This is a genomic window from Candidatus Ruminimicrobiellum ovillum, from assembly GCF_002392975.1.
Classification (GTDB): domain Bacteria; phylum Elusimicrobiota; class Endomicrobiia; order Endomicrobiales; family Endomicrobiaceae; genus Ruminimicrobiellum; species Ruminimicrobiellum ovillum.
Map to the genome: position 1 here is coordinate 52,214 of NZ_DGIC01000012.1, position 26,842 is coordinate 79,055.

Below are 26,842 nucleotides of genomic sequence, written 5' to 3' on the forward strand. Positions count from 1 at the left end.
CGCAGATATATATATATAATAGAACAACAAAACATCTTCTCTGGAAAACTCGCCGGTATTATTTCTTATAAACGCTTCTCTGTCTGCTTCCGGAACGGTTAAAGCCATTACATTTTCTATCCACCAACGATATTCATCAAATAAGCTTTGACTGTCCTTTTCAAAAGAGGTCTGCTCTTGTGAAAGATTACTTTGCATTACATAATTTGTATACTCTTCCAATATTGCAGGACTTGCAGTATCTATCGAAGAATTTGCATTTATGAATGCTGTTCTTGCAGCACCCGTGAGAGATGCCGATTTAACATCCTGTATCCATTGAGTAAAATCTTTAACATGATTTCCTCTGATTATGCCGGAAGTTTCAAATGCTCTTTGTAACATTTGACCATTCAAATTCCATCTTGATTGATAATTGCCATACACTTTTTCCGTCATTGATGCGGCTGTGTCATTACTAATTCTCTTCGGTTTTGCGGCTTCTTCAATTTCATCTTGATCTTCAGGAGGAACAGATGTTGTCTTAAGTTCAAGAGCTTTTTTCCTCTTGTTAAATCTGATTTTCGAAGCAATAAGATTTCCAACAAAGTAAAGTATTAATCCCGGGAATAATACAACCAAGAAAATTGCAACAGGTCTGTTATTTTCCCATAAGCTACGTAAGCCATAGGATACTTTTTCAAATTCGGCTCCCCAATCTCCCAAAATATTACTTTGTTCTTTCTTTACAAGTACACCGGTATCATCATATTTATATCTAAATCTCGTCATCGCAGGTAATTCACCTGTAATTTTATCCTTGCCTGCATTCAAATGATTAACTTCATAGTAGTTATGATTGATATATCTGGTGCCGCCTTCTATTGTGTCATTCATATCAGACCAAATTCTTGTTATGCGAAGTCCGCCTTCCTCAAAAGGAATTTCATTTCTTGTTTCATTTTGAGATGCCAATTCCGCTAAAGTTTTTCCTGTGGTCCTTTCTATTCCGCGAAGTCTCTCGTCTACGGAAGCAACATTATCAATAAAGCTCATCCAATCGGAAACGGAATAATCCACTGAGAAATTAGGATTACTTTCTTCCATTAAATATCCGTACTGTGCTCTTCCCATTCTGTTAATAACATTAACTTCGTAAGTATTATAATCAACATTCCCGGTAGGGGCTTGAACTATTGCATAATCGTAAATTTCAAAATATTTTAATCCGTCACTCTTAAATGCAACAGTATCCAAACCACTCATTTGAGAGCGATATCTCGTTACTGTTTCCGCTTGATCTTCAAAAACTTCTTGATTCTTTATTGAAATGTGTTCAAGCAAACCGTTGATAAAACTATTTTCGTTAAAATTTGGATTCGAATACATAGTGTAAACCAAAGAAATATGTTCATCATTTTCTTCCCCAGTTTTAACTATTTGCAAATTATTCATTTTTGTAATGTAGTTACTTTGATCTATAGCTTCATTAACATCAGTCACATTACCGTTAGCATCAGTTACTCCGTAATGTTGGAAACCTAACTCTCCTAAATATGCATATGAAACAACCGTTGTAGGATGTCCTATATTCAACTGTCTTCTTTCGTCCGCGACATTACTTTCGTCTTCTTGTGAGTATCTACTGAAAGAAATAATTGCGGGATAGCCGAACATCTTTTCAAGATCCGTAGCATCCGAATCGTTTTGATCGGCTCTTTCTATATCTCCGTTGGAATCAACTCTAAGATTCGATAATGTTATAACATTTCTTCCTTCCGCATTATTCAATATATAAGATTTTTCTGTTTGTATTTTGCTTTCCGGATCTCTCAAGCTTCCGGTATCATCAAGTATATTTTCCTGTAACTCTTCAAAAATATTAAAATCAATATTTTCTACAGACATATCACCGGTTACAAACGGATTTTGATCTTCCAATTGTGTTCTTTCATGTGCAAACATTACGGTGTTAACATTATTATCATAAACAATGGTTCTTTCACTTACTCTGCCGGTAAATTGCGAAGCACTGGCAACATAAGCTTTATCATCTTCGAACACGAGAGAATAAGATCTCTGTCCTATTCCGTATTGATCATATTCCGGAACTATAATACCGGAAACATATCTGCCGTTTTCAATTTCATATTGCTGTAAAACATTTCCTCTGAAATCCATCTCTCTTTGGTATGTTCTGATTACTTGTGCTGCTTTTTCTTCTTCTCCATCAATTTTTGCAAAAATATTTTCTTCACTGTATATTGTTCCTTTATCCCAATTAATACCTTTAAAATAGCTCTCGCTTATAGGATCATCTTGATGTTTAATTTGCCCTTTATCGTCTACCAAATAAGTTCTCGTATATGAAGGAATTCCCAACGCTCTTAACCAAGCAGCTTCATACATTCTGTTATCCGCATACATACTATCCTGTACTTCTACGTCTTCATAAGAATACTCTTCAACTTTGGTTACTTCCCAAATATTTCCGCCGCCTAAGCTGTTTACGCTATTAATCAAGTCAGGTATTGTACCGCTATCTTTCATTGCCTTCCAATCCGAAAAATATTCATCTAATGTATCTTGCCATCTTATATCCGTACTTTCATAAGAGAATAAACTTGATGTATCTTTCATCGTGATATAATATTTTTCTTCCAAGCAACCGTCTTCATTTCTGTTTTCAATGAAAGCCGTTCCTTTATATAAATCCAATACAACCGTTCCGACACCGGCAATAGACACAAGGTTAATAGGATCCTGATTCATATCGGGATTCAACAAATTATATCTGATACCGCAATCCAAGACTTCACCTTTAAACTGAGGATCCTTACCTGCATATTCATAATCTATTGAGAAATCGACATACCCATCAGGAGTTATTTTAACAACCGGAGTTGAACCATGTTCTTCTGAATAAGCAGCCCAACTCGTTTGTATAACTTTACCATCGGGGGATATAACATCTGTTCTTGTCCATGTCAAATCTTGTAAACTATAATCGCAATAATCTTGTATATTACCGAACAAAGATTCCAAATTATTTGTATCGTAAGTAAAACCGGATTTTGATGTATCAAGCAATTGTGTATAGGTAATACCTTCAAATACACTTATAGGAGAACTTTCACCGGGAACTTGTTCTACGGTATAAACGGGTAACTCACCTTGTTCCTGACTACGTGTGGCTCTGTAATTTTTACCGTCTGAAAGATTGTTCTGTTTATGAGTAACGGTTGCCATACCTTCATCTTCTTTTCCGGGCTCATCGGTATTTTCAAAACTGAACTTAACGTTACTATCCGTGAACCAAATACCTTTTTCAAAACACAATCCCGTTTCAGAGAAGCCTTTTGCCATCTTATATAAGTTAAGGCCTGATACAATTTTTCCTGCAGTATCTTTTAATTCTTTTGTTTTTCCTTGTGCATAATCATATAAATCTTTAGACAATACCGTAATATCCAAATCTGCAATATAAACTGTTTCCGGAACGAACATTATTGCAGGAGATATTATTCCGAATTCGTACTCATTAAATGTTTTTACTTCCGAATTTTTTATATCATGATACGATCCGTAAGAGAAGGATACCTCTTCACCATCGTATGTATATATAAACTTTCCGTCTTTAAATACAAGCTGATATGCAGGATCTTTTTCTATATCCTTATCATATTTTACGGAAATTCCTGTATAATAATCGTTACCGTTCAATTGTTCAATATTTTCGAATATATCTTTATATTGTGCCGTTTCAAGTCTTCCGTATTCATCTTCAATTTGTATTGTTGCCGTTCCGAGAGATTTTGTATCTGTTCTCTTATCATTTGCCGAAGAAATCACATCGAAAGTATATGTACCGTCACCATTATCAACGATATTTTCGATGTAGATGTATTGTACTGTTCCGTTTATATTAAATTTTCCGAGTGAAATAGTATCTTCTTCTATATTGTTGTTTGTAAAGTATTTCAACCTACCCAATGCATCACAATGATTTTGAGTTAAAGCATTATCCAAGAAACTTGTTAATTGTTCTTTGTTAATTGTTGTATCAACATCAACAACAGATATACCATCATCATCTTCAAGTACACTGTTTTTAGTATAGAAGACAACACCTTCATCATCAGCCAAAGCTTCAGTTTGAAAATCCACAAATTCTTCCGTACCTAAATATTCACCCTCCGAATCAAAAAAGTTTTTGGCATAAACTATACCTTTTGTTCCATCTTCAGTTTCAAATTCATCAGATTTGATAATTTGTTGTTGTGTACCATCTTCCGCAATAATCGTTTTTGTATATGTATTTCCCTTTGGAGTATGAGATACTTCTGTAGACTCAAGAAGTTTTCCGGAAGCATCGAACACTTGTTTTGTATATGTAATTAATATTCCTGCAGTTGTTTTTCTTGCAGTTACACTTAAAACCGTTTCTGTGCCATCCGCATTTTGGGTTCTGCTTTCTTTTGTATACGTATCTTTGCTTGCCAATTCTCTCTCAACCTCAGGTGTTACATTTTCAATTTCATCAGAAAGTTGTTCAAAATCGTCTACGGCTTTAGATAAAACCGCATCCAATCTCTGTTCCATTTTCAAGCTTACATCTGTCGGAGAACCTGCATTATATAAATAAACATCAGCGATTTGTTTACTTGTATACTGACCAAAGATATCAATCAATTCACTGTTTTCGTCATAAGGATAAATTTGTGCAGTAACTCCGTTTCTTGTCACTTCAAAGTATACATAGTTATTTTCATCCGTTCTTACATTTACATTATATCCGTCGTTCAATCCTTCCAAATCTGTTTTGAAATTTGCAAACAAATCAAATAGTGCTTCTGTTTTTTCAAGATCAAAAATATACTTACCGTCAGCATTGAATAAATATATATCAACACTAACACCATCTTTTGTAATAGTAAAATATTGATTTTTATTTTTATCCAAATTCGATTCTACTTGGTATCCTTCGGCAACTAAACCTTGCCAAGCATTTATTATGTTAGACAAATCTTCAAAAGTCTCTTTTTTATTTGAAATAGAAAATCTATCTTCTCCATCGGTATATCTGTAAACATACATGCTGCTACCATCTTTCATGGTCACCAAATATCTGAATACTTTAGGATATACTATTGAATTACCTACCCAATATCCGTTTGATTTATCCAAGTAAGAAGCATTTTCCACTTTTGCAACATTATCAAGCCCTTCAAGTAAATCAACTAAGTCTGTCTTATACCAATCAACAGATTCATTAAGCTTTTCTTTTTGTGCATCACTCAATATAGAAGATAAAGCTATTATACCGGCTACATCATTTACTTCATCCAATGTAGTAGCGTTATCTAATCTTTCATTAAGTGTGTCATAATATTTATCATTTATAATAGCAATAACATCCGCCTCGTTCGACAAATTCAAATCCTTTATATTAGCTACCAAGGCATTAACACTATTATCATCATAGAAAAGTCTGTTTAATGCTTTTGTTGCCCAAGTTTTTTGTGTGTCCGAAGCACTAACGGTAACTTCGGCAATCATTTGATCTATAGCTTCATCACTTAAAATTTGTTCGGAAGAAATACCGAGAAGAGTTTCAAGTTGTTTGCGAACTTCAACTCTAAGATTTTGTTGTACGGTAGCTTCCAAATTATTTTCTGCTATATAATTATTTATTCTCGTAATGTAAGGATCTGCGGATTCCAATACACCGGTTTCTCTGTTAACTTTCGGATAATCGCCCGCATCTCTCATTTCAAGCATTGCTGTTTTTGTAATAACACCGTTATAAGCCACACCTTTTCTTACATAACTTCCGTTTGAAATATCCAAAGAAAATACTCTTGTTTCAATAGCATCAAACAAATCATTTAACATCTCTTGCGTCAAAATTTCTACACCCAAATTAGTGTTTTGTTTATTTTTTGAAGCATCGAACATCTCTTTGCTAAGACTTCTGATGTTTGCTCTATTTGTTTCTTTGTTCATTCTTGTAATATATATTTCTTTTAATCTGTTCTGGGCGGCAGTAATCAAAGTTTCTTTTGTTGCGTCGCTCAAATTTGAATCTTGTATATCTCTTACTCTTCCGTATATATTATCAAAAGTTGTTGATACTTCTATTTCTTTCAAATATGCTTGCTCCAACAAAGAAGCTTTTGTTTGTTCATCCAAAGTTGATTTATTTATATTGGAAATTATATCTTTCAACTGATTAATTGTTGTTGAAATCGATATTTCTTTTTCATAAGATTGTCTTAACAAATCCGACTTTTGAGAATCTGTCAATATACTTGAATCCGTATTGTTTATATATCTTATTATTTTATCTACATCAGTTAAGGAACCGGCCAAACTTATTTGCTTTTCGTATGCCAAGTTTAATAATTCTTGTTTTTGTGCATCATCCAAATCCTTTGAATTTTTAATATTATTTATCAAGTTTGCAATAGTATTTGTATTTGCAAAATTTATAAGTTTTGTCAATAATTCCGTCTGCTGTTCTTTGTTCATATCGGAAAGACCGGCAAAAATATCATCAAAGTTTTTAGCCGTTGAGAAATAGTTTTTAACCGCTCTTGTAGACCAAGTGGAAATATCATCTGTTTTTTGATATGCTTCGTTTCCGATAATTTTATTTACCAATTTTCCTACAAGGTCTCCGGTTAAGAAGTTTACTCCCAACAATTTATTAAGCTCGTCAACAATGGCATCAAACATCTTCTGTGCTACCGATTCTTGGAAAGTTGTATCCGTAGCTAAAGCATTAACTCTACCCAAATATGAACTTTTATCTGATGTAGAACCTGTTTTTTCTAACTCAAATTTTCCGTCGGTTATGGTATATTGTCTATATCCTACTTCTCTTATTGCCTCCTGAGTTCTTACCGCATTAGCATTTACAGGCTGTCTTACACTGCTTCCCGCATACAAATCTATATCCATGGCTTTCTGTTGAACAAAGCCGTACAATTGATCTCTTTGAGCTTCCGTCAAATTCCCCGCTTCATAATAGTCGTATATAGTTTGTCCGACAGCTTCTACCTCTAACAAAGCATCTTCGGTAGCTTTCTTAGCATCAATCGATGTATTTATCGTTATACCGTTCAATGTAGTTACTATAGAATCTATTGTTTCTATGTTTTGAGCATTTATTGTTCCGACATTTCCATTATTTGCTATTGTAAAGATATTGGTTGAACCGCCATTAAGGTTAGACTGAAGTTCTTCCATACCAAATTTCATCCAAGCTGTTGCGGCTGCCGATCTGTCAGCATAAACAGGATAATTTTCGTTGTCTCTTGTTTTTCCGCTGTCGGCATCCGTTGTATATTTAACATATACATTCCCGTCTTCCATTACAACTAAACCGGATTTTATAGCAGATTGCAATACTGCATTTGCATCATCTTCTCTTCCGGCTGCAGCCAATGCGGCATAAGCTTGCATTGTAAATTCGCCGCTTACCACACCGTTTTGTATATTTGAAAAACCGAATGTACCATCTGCTTTTTGGTAAGACATCATTTTATCCAGTAAACCATCTACGAAATTTTCACCAAACATTGAATCAATGTCAACACCTTCCAAGTTCATATCTTTTATTGAAGACAACATCATATATCCCCAAGTATACGTATCTAAAGCTTGGTTGTTGTTGTTTAATCCTTGTTTCAAACTTCCGTCAGGATTTACTAAATTTGTTTTTATGTATTTTAAAACTTTATTTAATGAAGCCGTATCTCCTTTCAATGCATAATACATTGCCGCATCCAACATATGTTCCGTAGAAACCCAATGAGTTTGATCTTCATTAAATTTCATACCTTCAAATCCGAGTGTTCCGTTTTTATCTATATCTACTGTTCCCAAATAACTATCAACATCGCTCAATATTGTATCTATAGCATCATTAGCTCTTGCATTTGCTTCATCACTGCCGAAATCAATTCCGGAATTTCTGCAGTACATAGCAAATATTCCCGCCCATAATGCTTCACCGGTCTTAACATAATTTTCGTCATCTCTATCTGACAATCTTAGATGTTGCGAAGCAACCTTTTCCAACAAAGTTAGAACTTCTTCAGAAGATTCCGTATCACCTCTAAGCACAGCTTCCTGTAAGATTTCTATTCCTACCAAAGAATTATCGTATAACTGTGTTGTGTCTCCGTTTTGTTTAGGATCCAAGAAGGAGAAATACGGATAAAGTGTATCCGAATTTGTTGCAAAAGAAGACATTGATGTTGATAAATTTCCGACACCTAAAGATTTGTATATCTGCTCTGCTTCTGTTACGTCAATTGTTTCTTTGTATACTTTATTTCCTTTCTTGTCATAAGTTGTTTTTGTATATACTTGTTCCGTGGAATCCGCACATTCAACCACACTATCTAAAACACCGTTTTCATCGTAACTTGTAACGGTATAACTTACAGGCAAACCTTCTTCGGAAGAAGAAGTAACTGTTATTTCGGCAACCATATTACCGTTAGCGGCTTTGATTGTTTTAGTATAAGTATATGAAACAATTCCCGCTTTATTTTTTGTAGCTTTTCCGGTAATTACAACAGTATAATCACCATCTTGAACTTCTGTGTAAGAACGTGCTTCCGTTCTCTTAGTTACAACTTCTTCTTGTTTTGCTTGGAATAAAGGAAGTGACACTGATGGATTTTGAGATGCAACATAAACATATATTCCGCCAAGTGCCGCACCTGCAACAAGTCCTCCCAATACAACAAAAGCAGAAAACGTAAGAGCCGGCACTGCAAGAAATACCACTGTTGCAATAGCTGCAACTGCAAGAGCGGCAGCTACTATCGTACCTATAACAACATTATCATTCCAAAACTGTTTGAAAGCAGATAATTGTTCCGTTCTTGTTTCTACGGAATCCGTATTCATTTGTTCGGTTAAGTTTGCAACCATTGTATTAAATTGCCCTTCTTCCGAAGTGAAGAAGTTATGTGCTCTGTATAAATCGGAATCATATTTTTCAAAATCAAAATTATATTTATATGAATATGTCTCTCCGGGTCTTAAAACATCCGATGCTCTGAATTTTGTTCCGGATATCGGTGCTGCTTGTTCTTCTACACCGGTTTGCTGACCTTGTTGTTCCTGACTTACTTGTTGTGTCCAACCTGAAGCACCGGTATATCCTGAATAATCTCCACTTTGACCGCTTTGACTGCTTTGAGATATTATACTTTCTATTAAAGCTCTTTCGTCTTCCGTAAAGTAGGCATTCTTTTGTTCCTTAGTTAGCTGGTTATACCAATATGCCAAGTCTCCGGCAGCAGAAGAATTTCCGCTTTGATATTGTTCCAACCAATATTTTACGGTACCGATAGTATCATTTATTTTTCCTTGTTCTATTGCTTTGTTAACCGCATCCATATAGTTATCTTTCAAAGTACCGTCTTCGTTCAATATTAACGAATATATATAATCATCACTCCAATCTTTTGCTGCTTCCAATCCTTTTACTTCAGATAAAGCCGATGCTATTCTTGCTTGTTCTCTTACATTGTTTAATATACCCTCTACATACGATAAATAATTTTCTTTTAAAATTCCTTTTCCGTCGGCTACTAAAGAATAAATATATTCATCACTCCAACTTTCCGTTCCCGGCATATTTCTTACTTGATTAAATGCTTCTTGCACTTTTACCGCATTATCTATAGCATCTTTATAATCATCTCTTAATTTTCCGTCTTCAAATAACAATTCATCTATTTGGTCATCAGTAAAACCGTATTTGGATAAAGCTTCCATTGCCTCGGATCTTGCTGTATCTGCTGCTTGCTCCGCTGCTGCTTCTGCCGCGGTTCTTGCTTCTTCTTGAGCTATTTTTTCCTTTGCTGCATTTATTGCCGCTTGTTCCGCTTCGGTAAATTCATATCCGTTTTCTTCCAACTGTTTTAACCAGAATAAAATATCCCCATAAGAATTTTTACTTACTGCATCTGCCAATGATCCTAATGCATCTTGTTTCTGTCCTTCCTTTATTGCCGCTGCTTGCTCTGCTGCTAATCTTGCTTCTTCTTGAGCCAATTTTTCTCTTGCTGCATTTATTGCCGCTTGTTCCGCTTCGGTAAATTCATATCCGCTCTCTTCCAATTGTTTTAACCAGAATGCTATATCTCCGTAAGAATCTTTGCTTACTGCATCCGCTAATGATCCTAATGCATCTTGCTTTTTGCCGTCTTCCGTTGCTTCCGCTTGTTCCGCGGCTATTCTTGCTTCTTCCTGAGCCAATTTTTCTCTTGCTGCACTTATTGCTGCTTGTTCTGCTTCGGTAAATTCATATCCGTTTTCTTCCAACTGTTTTAACCAGAATGCTATATCTCCGTAAGAATCTTTGCTTACTGCATCCGCTAATGATCCTAATGCGTCTTGTTTCTGTCCCTCTTTTATTGCCTCTTCCTGTTCCGCAGCTAACCTTGCTTCTTCTTGAGCCAATTTCTCTCTTGCTGCATCTATTGCCGCTTGCTCCTCGGAACTGAATTTATATCCGCTTTCTTCCAATTTTTTCAACCAGAATGCTATATCTCCATAAGAATCCGTGTTTACTGCTTCCGCCAATGCTCCCAATACATCTTGTTTTTGGCCTTCTTCTACTGCTGCCGCTTGCTCTGCTGCTAATCTTGCTTCTTCTTGAGCTAATTTTTCTCTTGCCGCATTTATTGCCGCTTGTTCCGCTTCGGTAAATTCATATCCGTTTTCTTCTAATTGCTGTAATAAAAATGCTATATCTCCGTAAGAATCTTTGCTTACTGCATCTGCCAATGATCCTAATACATCTTGTTTTTGACCTTCTTTTGTTGCTGCTTCCTGTTCCGCGGCTATTCTTGCTTCTTCTTGAGCCAATTTTTCTCTTGCTGCACTTATTGCTGCTTGTTCCGCTTCGGTAAATTCATATCCGTTATCTTCCAATTGTTTCAACCAGAATGCTATATCTCCGTAAGAATCTTTGCTTACTGCATCCGCTAAAGACCCTAATGCGTCTTGTTTTTTACCTTCTTCCGTTGCCTCTGCCTGTTCCGCGGCTATTCTTGCTTCTTCTTGAGCCAATTTTTCTCTTGCCGCATTTATTGCCGCTTGCTCCTCGGAACTAAATTCATATCCGCTTTCTTCCAATTGTTTTAACCAAAATGCTATATCTCCGTAAGAATCTGTGCTTACTGCATCCGCTAACGATCCTAATGTATCTTGTTTCTGCCCTTCTTTTATTGCTGTATCCTGCTCTGCAGCTATTCTTGCTTCTTCTTGAGCAATTTTTTCTTTCGCTGCATCTATTGCTGCTTGTTCCTCAGAACTAAATTCATATCCGCTTTCTTCCAATTGTTGTAACCAGAATGCTATATCTCCGTAAGAATCTTTGCCTACTGCATCCGCTAAAGACCCTAATGCATCCTGTTTCTGACCTTCTTTTACAGCTTCTGCATCTTCTCCTTGCGCAGGTGTTTCTGCCTGTTCTTCTGCAGGAGTTTCTGCTTGTTCTTCTGCAGGAGTTTCTGCTTGTTCTTCTGTAGGAGTTTCTACTTGACCTTCTTGTGTAGCAGGTTCAGTTTCCTCTCCAGCAATAGTTTCACCCAATTCTGTTGAAATATCCTTTAATGCATCAACTCCCGGGAGTGCAGCATCTATAGCTGCATCTGCACCTGTTGATACCGCATCCTCAAGTGTTCCGGCTTGTTCTTCTGTTGCAGGAGTTTCTGCTTGTTCTTGCGCAGGTGTTTCTGCCTGTTCTTCCGTTGCAGACTGGTCTTCTGTTACTGCTTGTTCTTCTGTTTGAGAAACTTCTTCTGTTCCTGCTACTATTTCTACAGCTGTATCTGTTAAATTCAAAGGTTCTATAACATCCTGAACATCTGATTGAGGTGCAGTTTCTTCTTCTTTAACTTCAGCTACCGGTGCCACAGCAGGCTCTGCCTCTTGAGCTACCTCTTGTCCCTCGGTTCCACCACTACCACCATCTCCACCGGCGGCAACTTCCTCTGCAGGGGCTTCTGCCGGTGCTTCTGCAGGAGCTTCTTGTGCAGGAGTTTCCTCCTGTACAGGTGCTGCCTCTTCTACAGGTGCTTCTTGTGCAGGAGCTTCCTCTTGTACAGGTGCTGCCTCTTGTGCAGGTGCTTCTTGCACAGGAGCTTCCTCTTGTACGGGTGCTGCCTCTTGTACAGGTGCTTCTTGTGCAGGAGCTTCCTCCTGTATAGGTGCCGCTTCTTGTGCAGGTGCTTCTTGTGCAGGTGCTTCTGCTACTGCTTCCTCTGTTGCAGAAGTTTCTTCTTGTACATTATTTTCAATAACCGTTTCTGCTTCATTTTCTGCTGCAGAAGCAACAGTTGTTACTCCAAACATCGAAAATATAGCTGTTATTATAATTAATGTTGTTTTTTCAAGTGCCTTATTATCTGATCTTGAAACCAAAGCAATTACTATTACCGATACAATAGCAAGCGGTAATATAAGAGCTAAACTGCCGGAAAATAAACCGCCGGCTATCAATCCCAATGCAGAAAATAACACCATAGGATTTTCTGTAAACAAAGATTTTAATACCATAGCCGGAGCTTTTCTAATTAATCTTCTGTCACCATTGGCATTTCTTATTTCATCTCTAACTCTAAGTATTGCTCCATAAGAAGTAAACACAAACATTATTCCCATTATAGCAGTACCAAATGTACCTATAGATAAAGCAGCCGCAGCCATAGATGCAAATATTCCCACTGCTGCGCCAAAACCTATAAAAGATGGAGCTAAAGATCTAAACATTCCCTTTGTTTTCTGTTCTACCATTACCTTTCTCGAATATTTTGCAGGAAGAACATTATTAAAAAGATAAAACAATCCATACACTAATAAAGAGACGCCAACAAAAACAGCTATAGTTAATGGTGCAAAAATAGCTAAAGGAGCACCTATTAATGAAAGAATTCCGGCTGTAACAATTGTTGAAAGTCCTGCTACAACCAAACCGCTTAATATACCATCGGCCGTCTTTGTAGGAACATCTTTCATATCGGAAACAGCTTTAGAATCGATATCTATACCGCTTTTCTTTGCGCCTGCCTCTACTACTCTTATAACAAGTGCACTTGTTACAAGGCTTACAACAGACATTAAAAGTCCGGCTGCAAAAACTCCTGCAATAACAGGAGCGGCAAAACCACCTGTGATAAACATAGCAACACCTGCAATAAATGCAAATGCAGGAGCATAAATACCTATCTTACCCATTGTGGATGATAACTTGTATAATGAACCTTCTAAAACATTTCCTGCTAATTTAAAGTTTCCGGTATTTACAAATTCTGCAGAAACATCTTCAAATCCACCCATCTGCTGTTTATATGCTTCGTATCTGTCAACTTTAGATCTTCTTAAAAACATATTAAACAAGATAACACCCAAACTGATAACTGCCATAGCAATCAAACCTACAGGTGTTATACTTGCTATACCGAGCAAAGATACTAAACCTACGGCTCCCGCACCGACAAGAGTCGTGGTTACAATAACAGCCCCTTTATTGAGCATCAAATCAAAAACTCTTGCTAATATTTTTGATATTGAATTCTTTTCTTTATATAATTTTGTATCAACAACAACATCTTCTATACCTGCTTCTTTAAATAGCGCAGCTAAATCTCTTCTTATTTGTTGATCTCTTCCGGGAATATTATTAGTATATTTTGATGATATTCTGGCTATTGCCGCTTTTTGAGAAGATACCATAGATCTGAATCTTGATAATATTTTGTTGGAGTACATATCATTTATGGCTCTTTTCTCTGCTTCTATGGAATATTGAACAAAGGAATATTCATCATTAATAGCATCTATACTTTCGCCTCTTAATTTTTCTAAATATTCTCTACCGAGCTGTATATATTGTGCATTCGAAAGTTTTGCGGATTGTCCTTGTTTCTTTTGATACAATTTACCCAATTTTATAAAATCTTCATCCGAAAGAGTTCTGTTACCTCTTAACATATTTGAAATCCAATTATATTTATCCATATATCTGTCTTTAGTAATAACTCTTTGGGAATCTATACCGTTATAAACAGATGAAGATCTTTTTTCTCTATCAACACCCATATCTCTGTCATTTGCCTGAGAATCATCGTTTTGCGCTTTTTCATCTTCTATGAGAGACAATAAATTTACTAAACCGCTTGTTTCCGTATTGGAATTTCTGTCTCTTCTATAAAAACCTTTATTACTTCTTTTTGCTTCAACATCATTATATAAGTTAGATTGATTCAAATAAGATAAAATTTGCAGTACTTGTAAATCTTCCGAAGAATATTCAGATATATCTTCGAAATCTATTTTAAATGTTGCTTTATGTTGTTTTCTTTCACTCATTGCTCTGCTAACAAGAGCTTTCTTATAACTTTCTCTTTGTCCGGCTTCTAAATGCCTTACAAAATTCATAACATCAACTTCATCAGCAATATTTTCTATACTATCTTTTAATTCCTGCGTTTCCGGTATCTTTGCATCTTCCAAAAGATCTCTAACCAATTCCTGGAAGAATTTTTTTGTTGCATCCTTTCTTCCTTGTTGGAATTTAACATAAGATCTTAAATCTCTGTCATATTCACTAATTTTGTCTGCATCTAAATAATCAACATCCATGATTTGTTCTCTTGAACAAATTTTATCCGATGTTGACGGATTTTTAACGGATCTTGTTCCTCTACCTGCCGTTTGATAATCATTTTCTTTTGTTCTTTGATCATTTGCATCTATTGTAAATACACCTTTTATTCCTTTATACTTCACATCCATACCGGTAGAAGCAATATTTGTTGCTATAGCCAATAACGGTGCATCTGCCAATTTATCTTTTATCTCTTCAGCATATTCCGCAACATTTATAAGGTCTGCTACACTTACTCCGTTTGCAGCTACCAAATTTTTCGAAGAAGAAACGATTCTTACTATTTTTTCAGAATTTTCATCCAATAAACTTTCTATATCTTCTATATCACTTTCATTACCTTTTTTCTTTGCTTCTATTAATCTATTAATCAAATCGTTATTAGCATCTATTAATTGTTGCAATTCTTTACTGATTTTAGTGCCTTGTTGCATATAACCGTTGTTAACCATTTGAACAAACATTCTTGCATAATATTTGTTAACGGCACTTGGTTCCACAAAAATTATACCCGATTGTTCAGGCATTCCGTTTGCATCGGTAAATATTCCAAAATACTTACCAAGTGCTCTATGTATAGCAATATCCATTTGTTCTTCTCTTGTTTCAACAAAATCCATATTGTTATTTAGAGCTTTGGTACCACCTGCATTTGCATTATAGACTCCAATGCCTTGAGCTTGTGCTAAGTTTTCTGCAGCTTCTTCCGAACCTGTAAAACCATGTACACTTCTTGCTTTAGCTCTTAAGAAAGACACACCTGTATCACTTGCTGTTGTTTTTGTTGCTACGGTATACTTAAAATCCGAAGGAAGGAGGCCATTAGAAGAAGCAACTCTTTCTACGGCACCATGCATACCATTACCAAACTTAACACTCGGATTTATGTTATTGCTATTTTTTTCACGAACACCAATCTGAACGTTATACTCTACACCATTTATAACAACTTTTGTTTTATAATTTTTTCTGTCTATTGTTGCAACTATTTTCTTCGTATCCGTTTTATCACAGAAAAGAATCTTGTCACCATCTATTCTAACGACATAATAATCATTGGTTTTTTTATCTACGGCTATAACATCATAATCTGTTTCTAATCTTTGTTTATAACGGGCACTAACAGCATCTTCTACTCTTTCGCTAAATTCGTTGAAAGTTATATTTAAACCGGCAAATCTTTCATCTTTCATCAGCTCGGAATGTATTTTTACCAAGCCTCTTCTTTTGCTGTCTTTAATTTGTCCGCTTAATTTATCAAACCATGAACTGTCTATAACCTTATCTTCACCAACCAACTCATCCGCGATATAACTTACTAAAGGTTCCAATTCTATCGCTCTTTCGGATTCTCCCGAAGAAGTCGATAAGTTACTGTTTTCTCTAACCAACTGAGTTTCATCTATAAATATATCAAAAGGAACAGTTTTTCTTTTTCCGTTCTCCAATCTTTCCAACAAATATTCGGAAACATCCTTCGCGGTATTATTACCTTGTATATCCCAGGTAAATCCCGCAAATTCTCCGCAAATTATACCTGCTGTTGAATAAATCTCTTGCTTTGATACATTTCTTTTTTCAAACTGAACCTCACCGTCTTTTCTAACTATATTACCATTCTTATCTCTTTTAGCGGTAATAAAATATCCTGTCTTTTGGCTTTGATTTACAAAACCAATCAATGTTCCGTTTGCAGCTTTTTCTCTCAATTCTTGCGGCAATGTTGCTATAATTTCCGGCGCAGAGAAAAACATTGTCAACATTTCCATTGTTTCTTGTATAAGTTCAGGAGTTTTTGATGTGAATAATATCTTACCTAACTCTTCCAATGCTTTATTGTCTAACATTTCCTGATTATTTAGAATTTGTTTCCATATAGCTATTGCAGCACCTAACGTTTTACCTCCGGATGTACCCAATATCGCAACCATACCTTCCGGGTTAGCTAATTGTTCTGCAAATTTTATCTGAGCTAAAGATTGGTCGGTAGATTTTTTATATGCAGGAATAATATCTCTCTGAACAACTCTTTCCAAAATATTAAGCTGTTCTTCCGTAAACCTTTCCGTATATTTTTTTTCTTGTCCTTTTTTTGTTGCTCTTGCAGCTTTTTCTCTTGTTGTAAATATAGATTGTATATATCTTCTTAAATCGCCGAAACTTACTACAACTTCTTCTATCCACGGAACTTTATGAAGAATTTCTTTTACAAACTTCAAAGCTCCGCTGGGATATTCAAAATTTAAGTGAGCAATTTCATGTTTAACAAAGGTATCCAACATTCTTCTGTTTTTAACATTTCCATTTTCTAAAAATGCTTTCAACATAGAAACATTAACATGCAATATTTTTTCACCGGCATAAGCATCAAGCTCTTTTTCATCATTTACATTGTATATATCTAAATCTCTTTTGCCTGCATCTATTTCCGCTTCAGAAAGAGCTTGCCCGTTGGCTGCTCTTTCTGCTATTGAGAATAATTCTCCTTCCGTACCATCAAACTTAACTTTAGTTTCGGCTTCTTCAATACTTGCGCAACCCAAAGCTTCAAGTAATGCATTTTGAGTACTTTCCGGCAACTGATAAAACATTTTTTCAAATGTTTCAAAATCATCGGCATCGGATTCTGCAACTTTTGATTTAGCTATCTTTTCCAAAGCAGCTTTCTGATTAGCAAGATTTGCTGCATTAGCTGCTCCGAAAATGACACCTGCAATCGGTATAATAGGGAAAACACCTAACGGAATAAAGAAGAAAAGAGAAAGTGCACTTAAACCTGCTATTGCAGATGCCCAACCAAGTGCAAGTTTTACGCTTCCAATAGATTTCTGCATTCCTGTTGTAGGTTCACTTTCAACATCATTCCACTTGTCTGCATTAACGTCATAAATTAATGTTTTCTGATTAAGTGTTGCTATGAAAGTTTTTGTTGTTTCATCATATGTAATACTAAAAGGTTTGCCGGTTTCTTGATTGATATAATTCGATATTTCGCTTAAAACTTTTGACAAATCTTTAATATCTTTTAAAGCTTCTATCATGCCTTTTATAGCACCGAAATCATCTAAACCTAAGGCCTGAGACATATTTAATGCTGCCAATGCTTGGAAAGAAATTTTTGCCTGTTCCTGAGCGATTTTATAATATGTTTCTTCAGCTATTTTTGTATCACCCGTAACGTTAGGAGTAATAACGATGTTTGTTACCCCTGCTTTTGATAACATTTCGGACATTTCTTGTGTATGGAAACCACCGGTTATCGTAACATAAACTTCTTTTGCCTGTTGCAAAGAATTCATTGTTTTTTGAAGTTCGTCGTTACCTTCAACAACTTCGGTTATTCTATTTGTATCAAGAACTTCTTTCATATTATCCATAAAATAATTGTTTCTTTCGAAGTTTATTTTATAGAATGTATCGGATATAGCTTCATAATCTTCCAATGCAATTATTTCTCTGTTATCTATGTATTTTACCCATACATTTTTAAATCTGTCTATATTTTGTTGGTAGTATTTGCAATCATCGGTTGTTATTTTGCCTGTTAAATAATCTTTATAGTATCTGACAAAATTACTTAAAAATACAACTTCTTCTTCTGATTTATTTTCTGAAAATCTGCTGTTAATTTCATCTTTAAAATTCTGCTCTTCTTTAATCAATTCTAAAGGATTTATTGCTTGACTTAATTCTATGTATGCAAAGAATTTTTCCAATTCCTTAAAATTCTGAGATAAATCTAAATTGTATTGTCTTGAAAGTTTTATCATGTAGCCATACAATTTATCCATTTGTGAGAAATTTTTTGTTTCGTTTAACAACATTTTGTATGCATTGTACGGTAAGTTTTCTTTTAATTTTAAAACAAACAATTGCAATTCTTGTGTTGTTCTTTGATAGTTAATTTCTTTTTGTTTATCCAACAAAGACATATACATGGACAAGTTCGGATAATTATCTATATCTACCGCTAACTTTTCAGCATGTTTTTTCATCAAAGCAAAATATTTGTTAGACTCGATTGTTCCGGAAACATAACCCGCAGAAAGTTCTTCTACTTTTTTCTGCTGTCTGTTATAATATTGTTCTTGTAATTGTTTTACGGTATCTTTTATTGAATCAATGTGAAGTGATATTGTTTCTTGATTATCTATTAAAGTTCCGAATCTTTTTAAGTTATCGAAATAAGCTTCTTTATTTTCCAAACCTTTTATTATTTCTGTTTTTCCTTTTGACGCCGAGAAATATTCCGCACCCGTAAGTCTTCCGTTTTCCAACAATTTATTCATTACGGAATTTCTTATATTTTCATCTTTAGCTACAGTAAGCCATTTTGTGCTAACTTCTCCGTAGGCACCTTCAAGATAAATATTCTTAACTCCATACTTTTCATCAAACAACGATATTATGTTATTAATATTTCTTTGAACTTCCGCATGGCTGTGCAAATCTTGGATATTAACAACAACAGTATCACTACCTCTGTAATCTGCCGATGTTATCTTTCCGTAACTGTAAGGAAGATTAAAATCGCTAAAAACTTGTTTAAATTGCTCTGTGGCTCTGTTGTTTTCCAACAATCCGGCAACAGCCTGTCCGTAAACAGCCGTTAACAAAAAGCAGTTAACAACTATTATTGCCGTTACCTTCATAAAGTTCAACGAGACAATCCAATCTTTTGTTTTAAGATAGGAATCGACAATTCTTTCTTTGTTTATAAGCCCCTTAAAAAAGTTTTTAAGTATATTCATTTTTTCTCCTTGTTTTTGTGTTGTAAACACAAAAACAGCCCGGCTTACCTAAATAAGCCGAGCTAATTTATTATTTTTTATTGTTACGATATTATCGTTACCAACATTCCTTCTTGTAAGTAATATTGCTAATAATAACATCATTATAAAACCGAATAGTAATGCATTTTCTATACAGACAAACTTGTACACTTCAAAATGCATAAATGTTCTTGATTTTTTTACTTTATCCAATAATGTGAAAACTTTAACTGTTTTTGTTTTAATAGCTTGTGAAAGAGAAATCGTATTAGGTAAAATTGAATAACCGAAAGAAGCTTTTGCCGAAGTTGAATTTTGTGCGGTATTATTTTTATTTTGACTGCTTGCAGGTGCGGTTATCGGAGCTTTTTCTTCGGTATTTACAAACATCTTAGAAATAACATTTAACGGCAAAGTAGAGATATAAAAGAATTGAACCAACAATGTATCCGCGGAAATTTTAGCCGTTTCAACCAAAGAAATATCTGTTTTTATTTCCGCAACACAAATAGAGCTCATTAACATAAAAAAAACTATTACACAAGAAAAAAACTTGTGCAACAAACCGGCACTAGAAATAGAACCCTTCATTATGTTTTTTTTCATAATATCTCTTTTAAATTATAGGTTAAACACCACCTGTTGTCAATAATTTTGTGGCTGCACCGGCTTTCCAACCAAAGTTATCCATCAATTTATCCAACACTTTTTCTTCTTCATGTTTTGAAATTGCATTGTCTATTTCAGCTGAATGAGCAATCAAAGCCGTAACCATATCTGCCGTAGGTTCATAATCAGAAACTACAGATATCCAAGATCTTTCATTTATAAAAATAGTAGTCTCACCTTTTTGGGCATCCCACTTTCCAACCAATTGACCTTTACTATAAATATTTTTTGAGATTACTCTTTCATTTAAACTTTCATATACCAAATCTTTATCCATATTATACCACTGTGTAGTTTCGGTCTTTCTGTCAAAAGTATAAACCAAAGTATCTCCATTCCAACTAAAATCTTTAACAATATTTACAGATTTATCATCCGTTGGTCTTTCCGATGTTATCGTAACATACATAGGCTTACCGTTTTCATACCATGTATATGTTTGTTTATTACCGAATTCATTATCCGAATAATTAATTACATAATCTATAATTTTGTTACCGTCATTATCCTTAGTATAATGATATTCTTGCCAAACATCGTCTTCTTCATCCATAACTTTATTAATTGTTCCATCGTCGTTGTAATCTATATTTTTTAAAGTAGTATACAATTCTTTACCATCTATATCATATTTTGTTACTTCGGAATAAGCTCCATCCGACTGAACATTAACAGTATAACCATCAAAATATCTTGTAATAACAGCATTTTGATCATTAACCGTATATGAAGCTGTTCCATGTTCATCATAATAAGTTTTATTTTTTGTCAAATTATCCAAATGATAATCTATAATTTTGTTTCCTTTATCATCTTGTTTATAAAAATATTCTCTTGTAATATATCCGTCAGTATTTTTAATATACTGAGTTTTCCCTTCCAAATCAAAAAAAGTTTCATTAAAAGCCAAAGGATTAATATCAACTTTTCCATCATTTGTAGAATACATATTATGGTTATAATCTCTAACTGATGACAATAAACCGGTATTTGTCGGATTCTCTTTTGTTTTTGTGGTTTTCAAAGTTTTTCTTGTAACATCACTTTCATCTACCGTATATTCAACATCTGCATACAAATAAGTCCTTTGAATATATCCGTTGAAATCAACATCAACTTTATTTCTTCCATACTCGTCATAATAAGATCTTCCGCCGGTCATTTCATTCTGAACATAATCAAGCTTTGCTCCTTGACCTGTATAAACATATGTCGCAGTTAAATTTTTATCTTTATCGTAGGTTCTCGATACCTTTCCATCTCCATTTAATGTTTTATAACCTATAAGCCTCTCTTCTTTATCATAAACCTCTTGCAACAAACCACTTCCCTTAATAGTTTTCGACATACCTGAAAACTCTCCATCAGAATTATAACTTTTGTTTATTCCACCTAAAGAAAAAGACATCGAACCGTCTTTTCCAATACTCAATGCCAATTTACCATCGGGAGTATAATAAACTCTACTACCGCTGGAATCAGTTGCAACAACAGGTCTGTTAGGTAAAATTCTTGCCATTTGTTTGGGTTTTGCAAAATCTCTTAAGTCGGAAACTGTTCTTCCCTCAGGACCGAAGGAATATGGATTTGGTCCTTGTAAAAATGATGCTTGTATATTATTAGTTATAAGAAATAAAAGCGATATTATCAAAACTTGTATTTTCTTCATAAAATACCTCCTTTTTTTCCTATACTAATTATAGTAAATATATATAAAATTTCGTCGAAAAAATTGTAAAATTTTTGTAAAAAATTATATCAATTTATTAAAATCTAAATCATAAACTTCATAAATTTCAAAAGTTGTTTCATCAACAATCAGCGGGAAATTACTTGGAGGAATTATTTCTCTACCTAAAACTATAATTCTTTTATCCTGCAATGAAGACAAATCTTTACCTTTTTTATACAACATATAGCTGTCACCAAAATCATCTTTTAAAACAAGAGCAACAAAATCCTCACCTTTCATGTCTTTTCTGTTAACAGAGGATACATTTCCTTTTATTACATCAAACAATATTGATTTTTCAAGTCCCACATTTACTGCTAATCTTAATTTTGCCTTCTGCAAAGCTTTTTCTTTAGCTAAAGCTTCTTTATTTTCATCATTAGACTCTTCCTCTATATTTTCAACCTCAAGATTTTCATTGTCAGGGAAATCTATTTTTTGAACACTAATAAATAATCTTACAGGATTTCCATCCACAGTCTCATTATTTATTGCTTGTCTGAAACTTCCTATAACATCACATTGTGAATTTATTTTTTCGGAATAATCTTGTTCTATATTTTCTAAAACATAAAACAATCCATTATCACCTTTAACATAATATTTGTTATCATTAGAAATATTTAATTTACCGGATACATTCATTAACAAAGTTGAAACTTTATACCTAGGTCCATCTTGCCATTTTGCTCTCATATATTTCGTTACTAAAATCGGACAAACAGCAATAAGAATCGCCAAGATAAATATGATACTTCCAATGACAATCCACTTAGCATTTTTGTTAGTTTTTTCCATAGAACTTTCCCCTTTATATTTTAAAAATTTTTACACGTATTTACTTCGTTATATTATAACACTAAAAAAACTTTTTTTCAATAAAAAAATACTAATTTTATTCTCAAACAAAATACAATTATAATTCTATAAAATTTTAGAAACATAATTTTATTTTGAAATAATAATAATAATAATAATAATATAACGATATAAAACACTCTTTTTTATTACAACTATTAAAATTTTCTTAGTCTGCAACTAAATTGGTATATGCAGTCCTATATAATAAAACTCTTATTAATATATCAGCGGCATAAAAAATATCCTGCATATTTCTATGCAGGATATTTTTATAAATTACATCATAACATCAACTAAAACAACACTGGCATATCATCTGCAGGAATATGATCTTTCGGATCTTTTTTACCACCATTAACCAATATATTCCAACCAGATTTCCAATCTCCACCAATATTCTGATCACCTATCAAAGCTGAATTTATTGCAGTATTCTGTTTTACCCAATCTAAACTTTCATTCTGTATAGCTTCTCTCATCTTAGAAATATTATCACCCATAGCAACACCACCACTATATTCAGTATTTACTGCCATAGTGAAAGATTTTCCATCTGCAGATTGTCTAACATCACCCATAAACATTATTTCATCGCCTTCTTTCATATTCATTATTTGATTCTTTGTATCTTCATCTAAAGAATCGATATCAACCAATACGGTTTCACCATCAGCAGCTTGGAATCCGTTTCCATCCATAATATTCACTTCACTTGCACTAACTTTAACATAAGTTTTACCATTAATATCAACGGTTCCCTGATATGTTCCCCTAACGGCAGGATCCTGCTCATACCATTGTGTCGTACTTTCATAAACTTGTGTTACTACACAATGTTTCGTTTGATATGCCTGTGCACCACCGAAGTATATTGTATTATTATATGTAATACCAGCTGCCGTTGTCTTGGTATCTGTTTTATACAAACTCCCATAAGTATGAGAACCAAAACTTGATTTAGATTTTTGAGTTTTAGATGATGTAGTTGCTTGGCTATAATCAGATGATCCGGTTACACCATCTTTACCAGGTATATTGTCTCCATCCCAAGTAGAATGTTGAATTTGTGTAGATGCAATAGGAGAACTTCCGCCTTGAGCATATAGCAACATATTTTTCAAATCTTTAGTAGTATATCCAAAACCACTCAAATTGTTTTTAAGGATATTATTAAGATGTCCTTTCTTTATCTCATTACGAACATATTTCATATCAATAAAACCATTCTGTGTTCTAACAGAATCATTAAGTATTTGATCTGGATAAATATTTATACTCTGCACTCTTGTACCAGTACCTTCTTTAGCTTCATATCTACCCGTAGTAGAATTATATGTGTATTGGGCAGCTGTAGCAGAATTTCCACTTAAAATATTGTTCATTTCAGCTAAATCTTTTTTTCTTTGCGATGCATTTTTGAAAGGATTCTTACCATCATTTAAACCACCGAGCACTGTTCCAACTTGTCTTCCCCATTTATCACACAAGGTGGTAGATCCAACTTTATTGCCATTACCATCTAATCCTTCTGCATTAAAATATGCGGTCATAATACCATTTTTTGTATAACTATACAAACCTATAGTAACACCGCTTTCATTTTGAACATAACTTGGTTGCCCTCCAGCAAAATATGTTGTATTGTTTGTCGAGTAATCTATGGACAACAATCTAGAATTATTTGCAGAATATTTAGTTACACTTGTAATTTCACCAACACTTCCGGTTTTCTGAGCACCAGCTTTTTGTATTTCTCCACTTTTCAAGCCGGCATTGACGGTTGCAGATGGATTATTTGTCCAGTCAAACAATTTGTAAGTTGTTTCTGTCATGACACCATTTTTATTATATGTTATCGCAGTATAATTCATACGATCTTTATATGTAGTAGTGCCATCTTCACTCTTAACAGCTTCCGATGCATTTTCAGCATAACCAGTCATAAATCCATTACTATCATAATAATATTGAGCTATAGTCTTAATTCCACTGTTAGAATCAGCATTTGACTGAATAGTCTGCATTCTTTTCCCATTCTCTGAAATCGTTGCCATCGGACCAGTCACAGATGTTCCTGCAGAAATACTTACAGAATGATTTGCTCCTTTAGACAATGCATTTTTCACTGCAGACCACCACTCTTTTGTTATCGATGTACCTGTTCCTTTTGGTTGACCATTAGAATCAGTATCGTTCATATCAACCATAGAAACATCAAATCCCATTGTTGCAAAGAAAGCCTCAGCACTATCATATTTCTCCATTTCTGCAAGATCAGACGTTCTCAATTCAACACCTGTAACTTGCCAAATATCACCCTTGTTACTTGCAGAAAATCTCGGTCCATAACTATCATAGAGAGTAAAAGAACCATCTGCTCCTTTGATATCGACAATACTTCCAGCATAGTACCCAAAAACTGCTGTCAAATTTCCACCTAAAACATCATGTGCATCATTAATGTTAACGGTATAAGTATTACCGTTATGCTCTTCATTAAAACTATCTACATACGAAGAGTACGAATAACTGCCAAACACTGCACTGCCAAGACCTACACTTAAAACCATTGCCAAGACAAAAGACATAATTTTTTTGTTCATGGCCACACCTCCTAAAATAAATTTAACTCCAACTTTTCTGCTACTATTATAGTTTTTTATTTAAAAAAAGTTTAGAACAATTTGTGAAATTTTTGTAAAAATTGATTTTATTCTATTTCTATCCAACTTTTCTCTTTTTTTTTAGTATAATATAAAAACTAAAGATTTTCAATACAAAAAAAATGAAAAACTTAAAAAAACATCAAATATTATTATTTTTTTCTTTTATTTTTGCAACATTCCTTATTTTCATCCCTATATTAAATGCCGGATATGCCTTTACTGATGATTGGGTTATGTTGAAATCGTATTCCGGTGCTCTAAAAGAATTATCTTGCAAGTATATATATCAAAATTTCTTTTATATCAATGAAGGCTTGTATCATCCTTTAGTAACCTTATCTTATAGTTTTGAAATAACACTTTTTGGATTTGTTCCAGCCATTTTTCATTTTGACAATATTCTACTACACGTATTGAATATTATCCTTGTTTTTTTAATTCTCTTTAAATTGTCAAACTCTTTTTGGCTTTCTTTTCTAACCGCGGCTCTTTTTGCTATTCACCCAACAAGAACTGAAGTCGTATGTTGGATAAGTGCAAGAAAAGATTTACTATATGCTTTTTTTTATTTATCCTCTTTATTCTTTTATATAAAGGCACAATATGATAATAAAAAAACTTACCTTATCCTATCCATTTTACTTTTTTTTCTATCATGCTGTTCTAAAGCAATGGCCATAACATTGCCCGTCATATTAATGTTAGTAGACTCATATTTAAACGAAAGTATAAAAATAAAGAAAACTTATTCTATTTACATAATTATCGCAATATTTTTTAGTCTAATTGCATTAAAAACACATTATCCTCAAGAATTCGCAACAGAGTATTTTTTCAATTTGTTTGGTCACTTTACAAATTTTATAAATGCACATTTTAATATTTTATTTTATTTAGATAAATTTTTCTTACCAATAAAGTTATATTGCATGTATCCTTATTTTTATGATATGCAAACGGAAATCCCAAAGTATATTCTATACTCACCATCTATATTGTATATATTATTTTATTGTTGTATTTTATTGAGGAAACGAACTAAAATTTTTGCTTATGGATTTACTTTTTTTTTAGTATCTATGTTGCCAGCAAGTGGAATTTTCATAACGGGAGATTTTGCTGTAGCTGATAGATACACATATATTCCATACATAGGATTATTTTTTATTTGTGCAAAATGTATAATATACATCTATTGGCTTAAAATTAAAAATATTAAAACCATTGTTTTATTTCTTTGCTTGAGTCTTTTTTTGATTTTCGGTTACCTCTCATACCGCAGAGTTATAGATTGGCAAACAAACGAATATGGAGCCCCTATCGGCATGAAATACTATGAATTTGGTTTAAAAATTTTCAAATGAAACTTTTTTCTATTATTTTTCTTATCATTCTATTTTCAATACTAGCAAATCTTGTACCGAAGAAGGGAAATCTTTTTTTCTTTATCTCTTTATTTTTT

6 protein-coding genes (1 of these 6 only partly in view) are annotated in these 26,842 nt (G+C 33.8%); 1 reads left to right on the forward strand and 5 read right to left on the reverse strand.

The window, feature by feature from the left end; all coding sequences use genetic code 11:
* The 5 genes from B2Y85_RS06980 to B2Y85_RS07000 all read right to left on the reverse strand — a co-directional run.
* Positions 1–19,431, reverse strand: the 5' portion of a protein-coding gene (locus B2Y85_RS06980; RefSeq protein WP_372519763.1) for a hypothetical protein. It extends 12,162 nt beyond the left edge of the window; only the first 19,431 of its 31,593 coding nucleotides appear in the window; it begins with the start codon at positions 19,429–19,431; the stop codon falls past the left edge of the window.
* A 48-nt stretch (positions 19,432–19,479) separates the two neighbouring features.
* Positions 19,480–20,058 (reverse strand): hypothetical protein, encoded by a 579-nt coding sequence (locus B2Y85_RS06985; RefSeq protein WP_372519764.1) that lies wholly within the window; start codon positions 20,056–20,058, stop codon positions 19,480–19,482.
* A gap of 22 nt (positions 20,059–20,080) precedes the next feature.
* Positions 20,081–21,790, reverse strand: a complete 1,710-nt coding sequence (locus tag B2Y85_RS06990) for a hypothetical protein (protein ID WP_372519765.1) — start codon at positions 21,788–21,790, stop codon at positions 20,081–20,083.
* 84 nt (positions 21,791–21,874) lie between these two features.
* Positions 21,875–22,651, reverse strand: a complete 777-nt coding sequence (locus B2Y85_RS06995; RefSeq protein ID WP_372519766.1) for a hypothetical protein — start codon at positions 22,649–22,651, stop codon at positions 21,875–21,877.
* A 356-nt stretch (positions 22,652–23,007) separates the two neighbouring features.
* Entirely contained in the window at positions 23,008–25,317 is a 2,310-nt protein-coding gene (locus B2Y85_RS07000) for a hypothetical protein (RefSeq protein ID WP_372519767.1), read from the reverse strand.
* A 182-nt stretch (positions 25,318–25,499) separates the two neighbouring features.
* On the opposite strand from B2Y85_RS07000, the gene B2Y85_RS07005 reads away from it, so the two are divergent.
* Positions 25,500–26,744, forward strand: a complete 1,245-nt coding sequence (locus B2Y85_RS07005; protein ID WP_372519768.1) for a hypothetical protein — start codon at positions 25,500–25,502, stop codon at positions 26,742–26,744.
* The last annotated feature ends 98 nt before the right edge of the window (positions 26,745–26,842 follow it).

Coding starts and splice junctions, on each gene's coding strand:
- B2Y85_RS06985 (WP_372519764.1), bottom strand. CDS start 20,058: ATGAAAAAAAACATAATGAAGGGTTCTATTTCTAGTGCCGGTTTGTTG.
- B2Y85_RS06990 (WP_372519765.1), bottom strand. CDS start 21,790: ATGAAGAAAATACAAGTTTTGATAATATCGCTTTTATTTCTTATAACT.
- B2Y85_RS06995 (WP_372519766.1), bottom strand. CDS start 22,651: ATGGAAAAAACTAACAAAAATGCTAAGTGGATTGTCATTGGAAGTATC.
- B2Y85_RS07000 (WP_372519767.1), bottom strand. CDS start 25,317: ATGAACAAAAAAATTATGTCTTTTGTCTTGGCAATGGTTTTAAGTGTA.
- B2Y85_RS07005 (WP_372519768.1), top strand. CDS start 25,500: ATGAAAAACTTAAAAAAACATCAAATATTATTATTTTTTTCTTTTATT.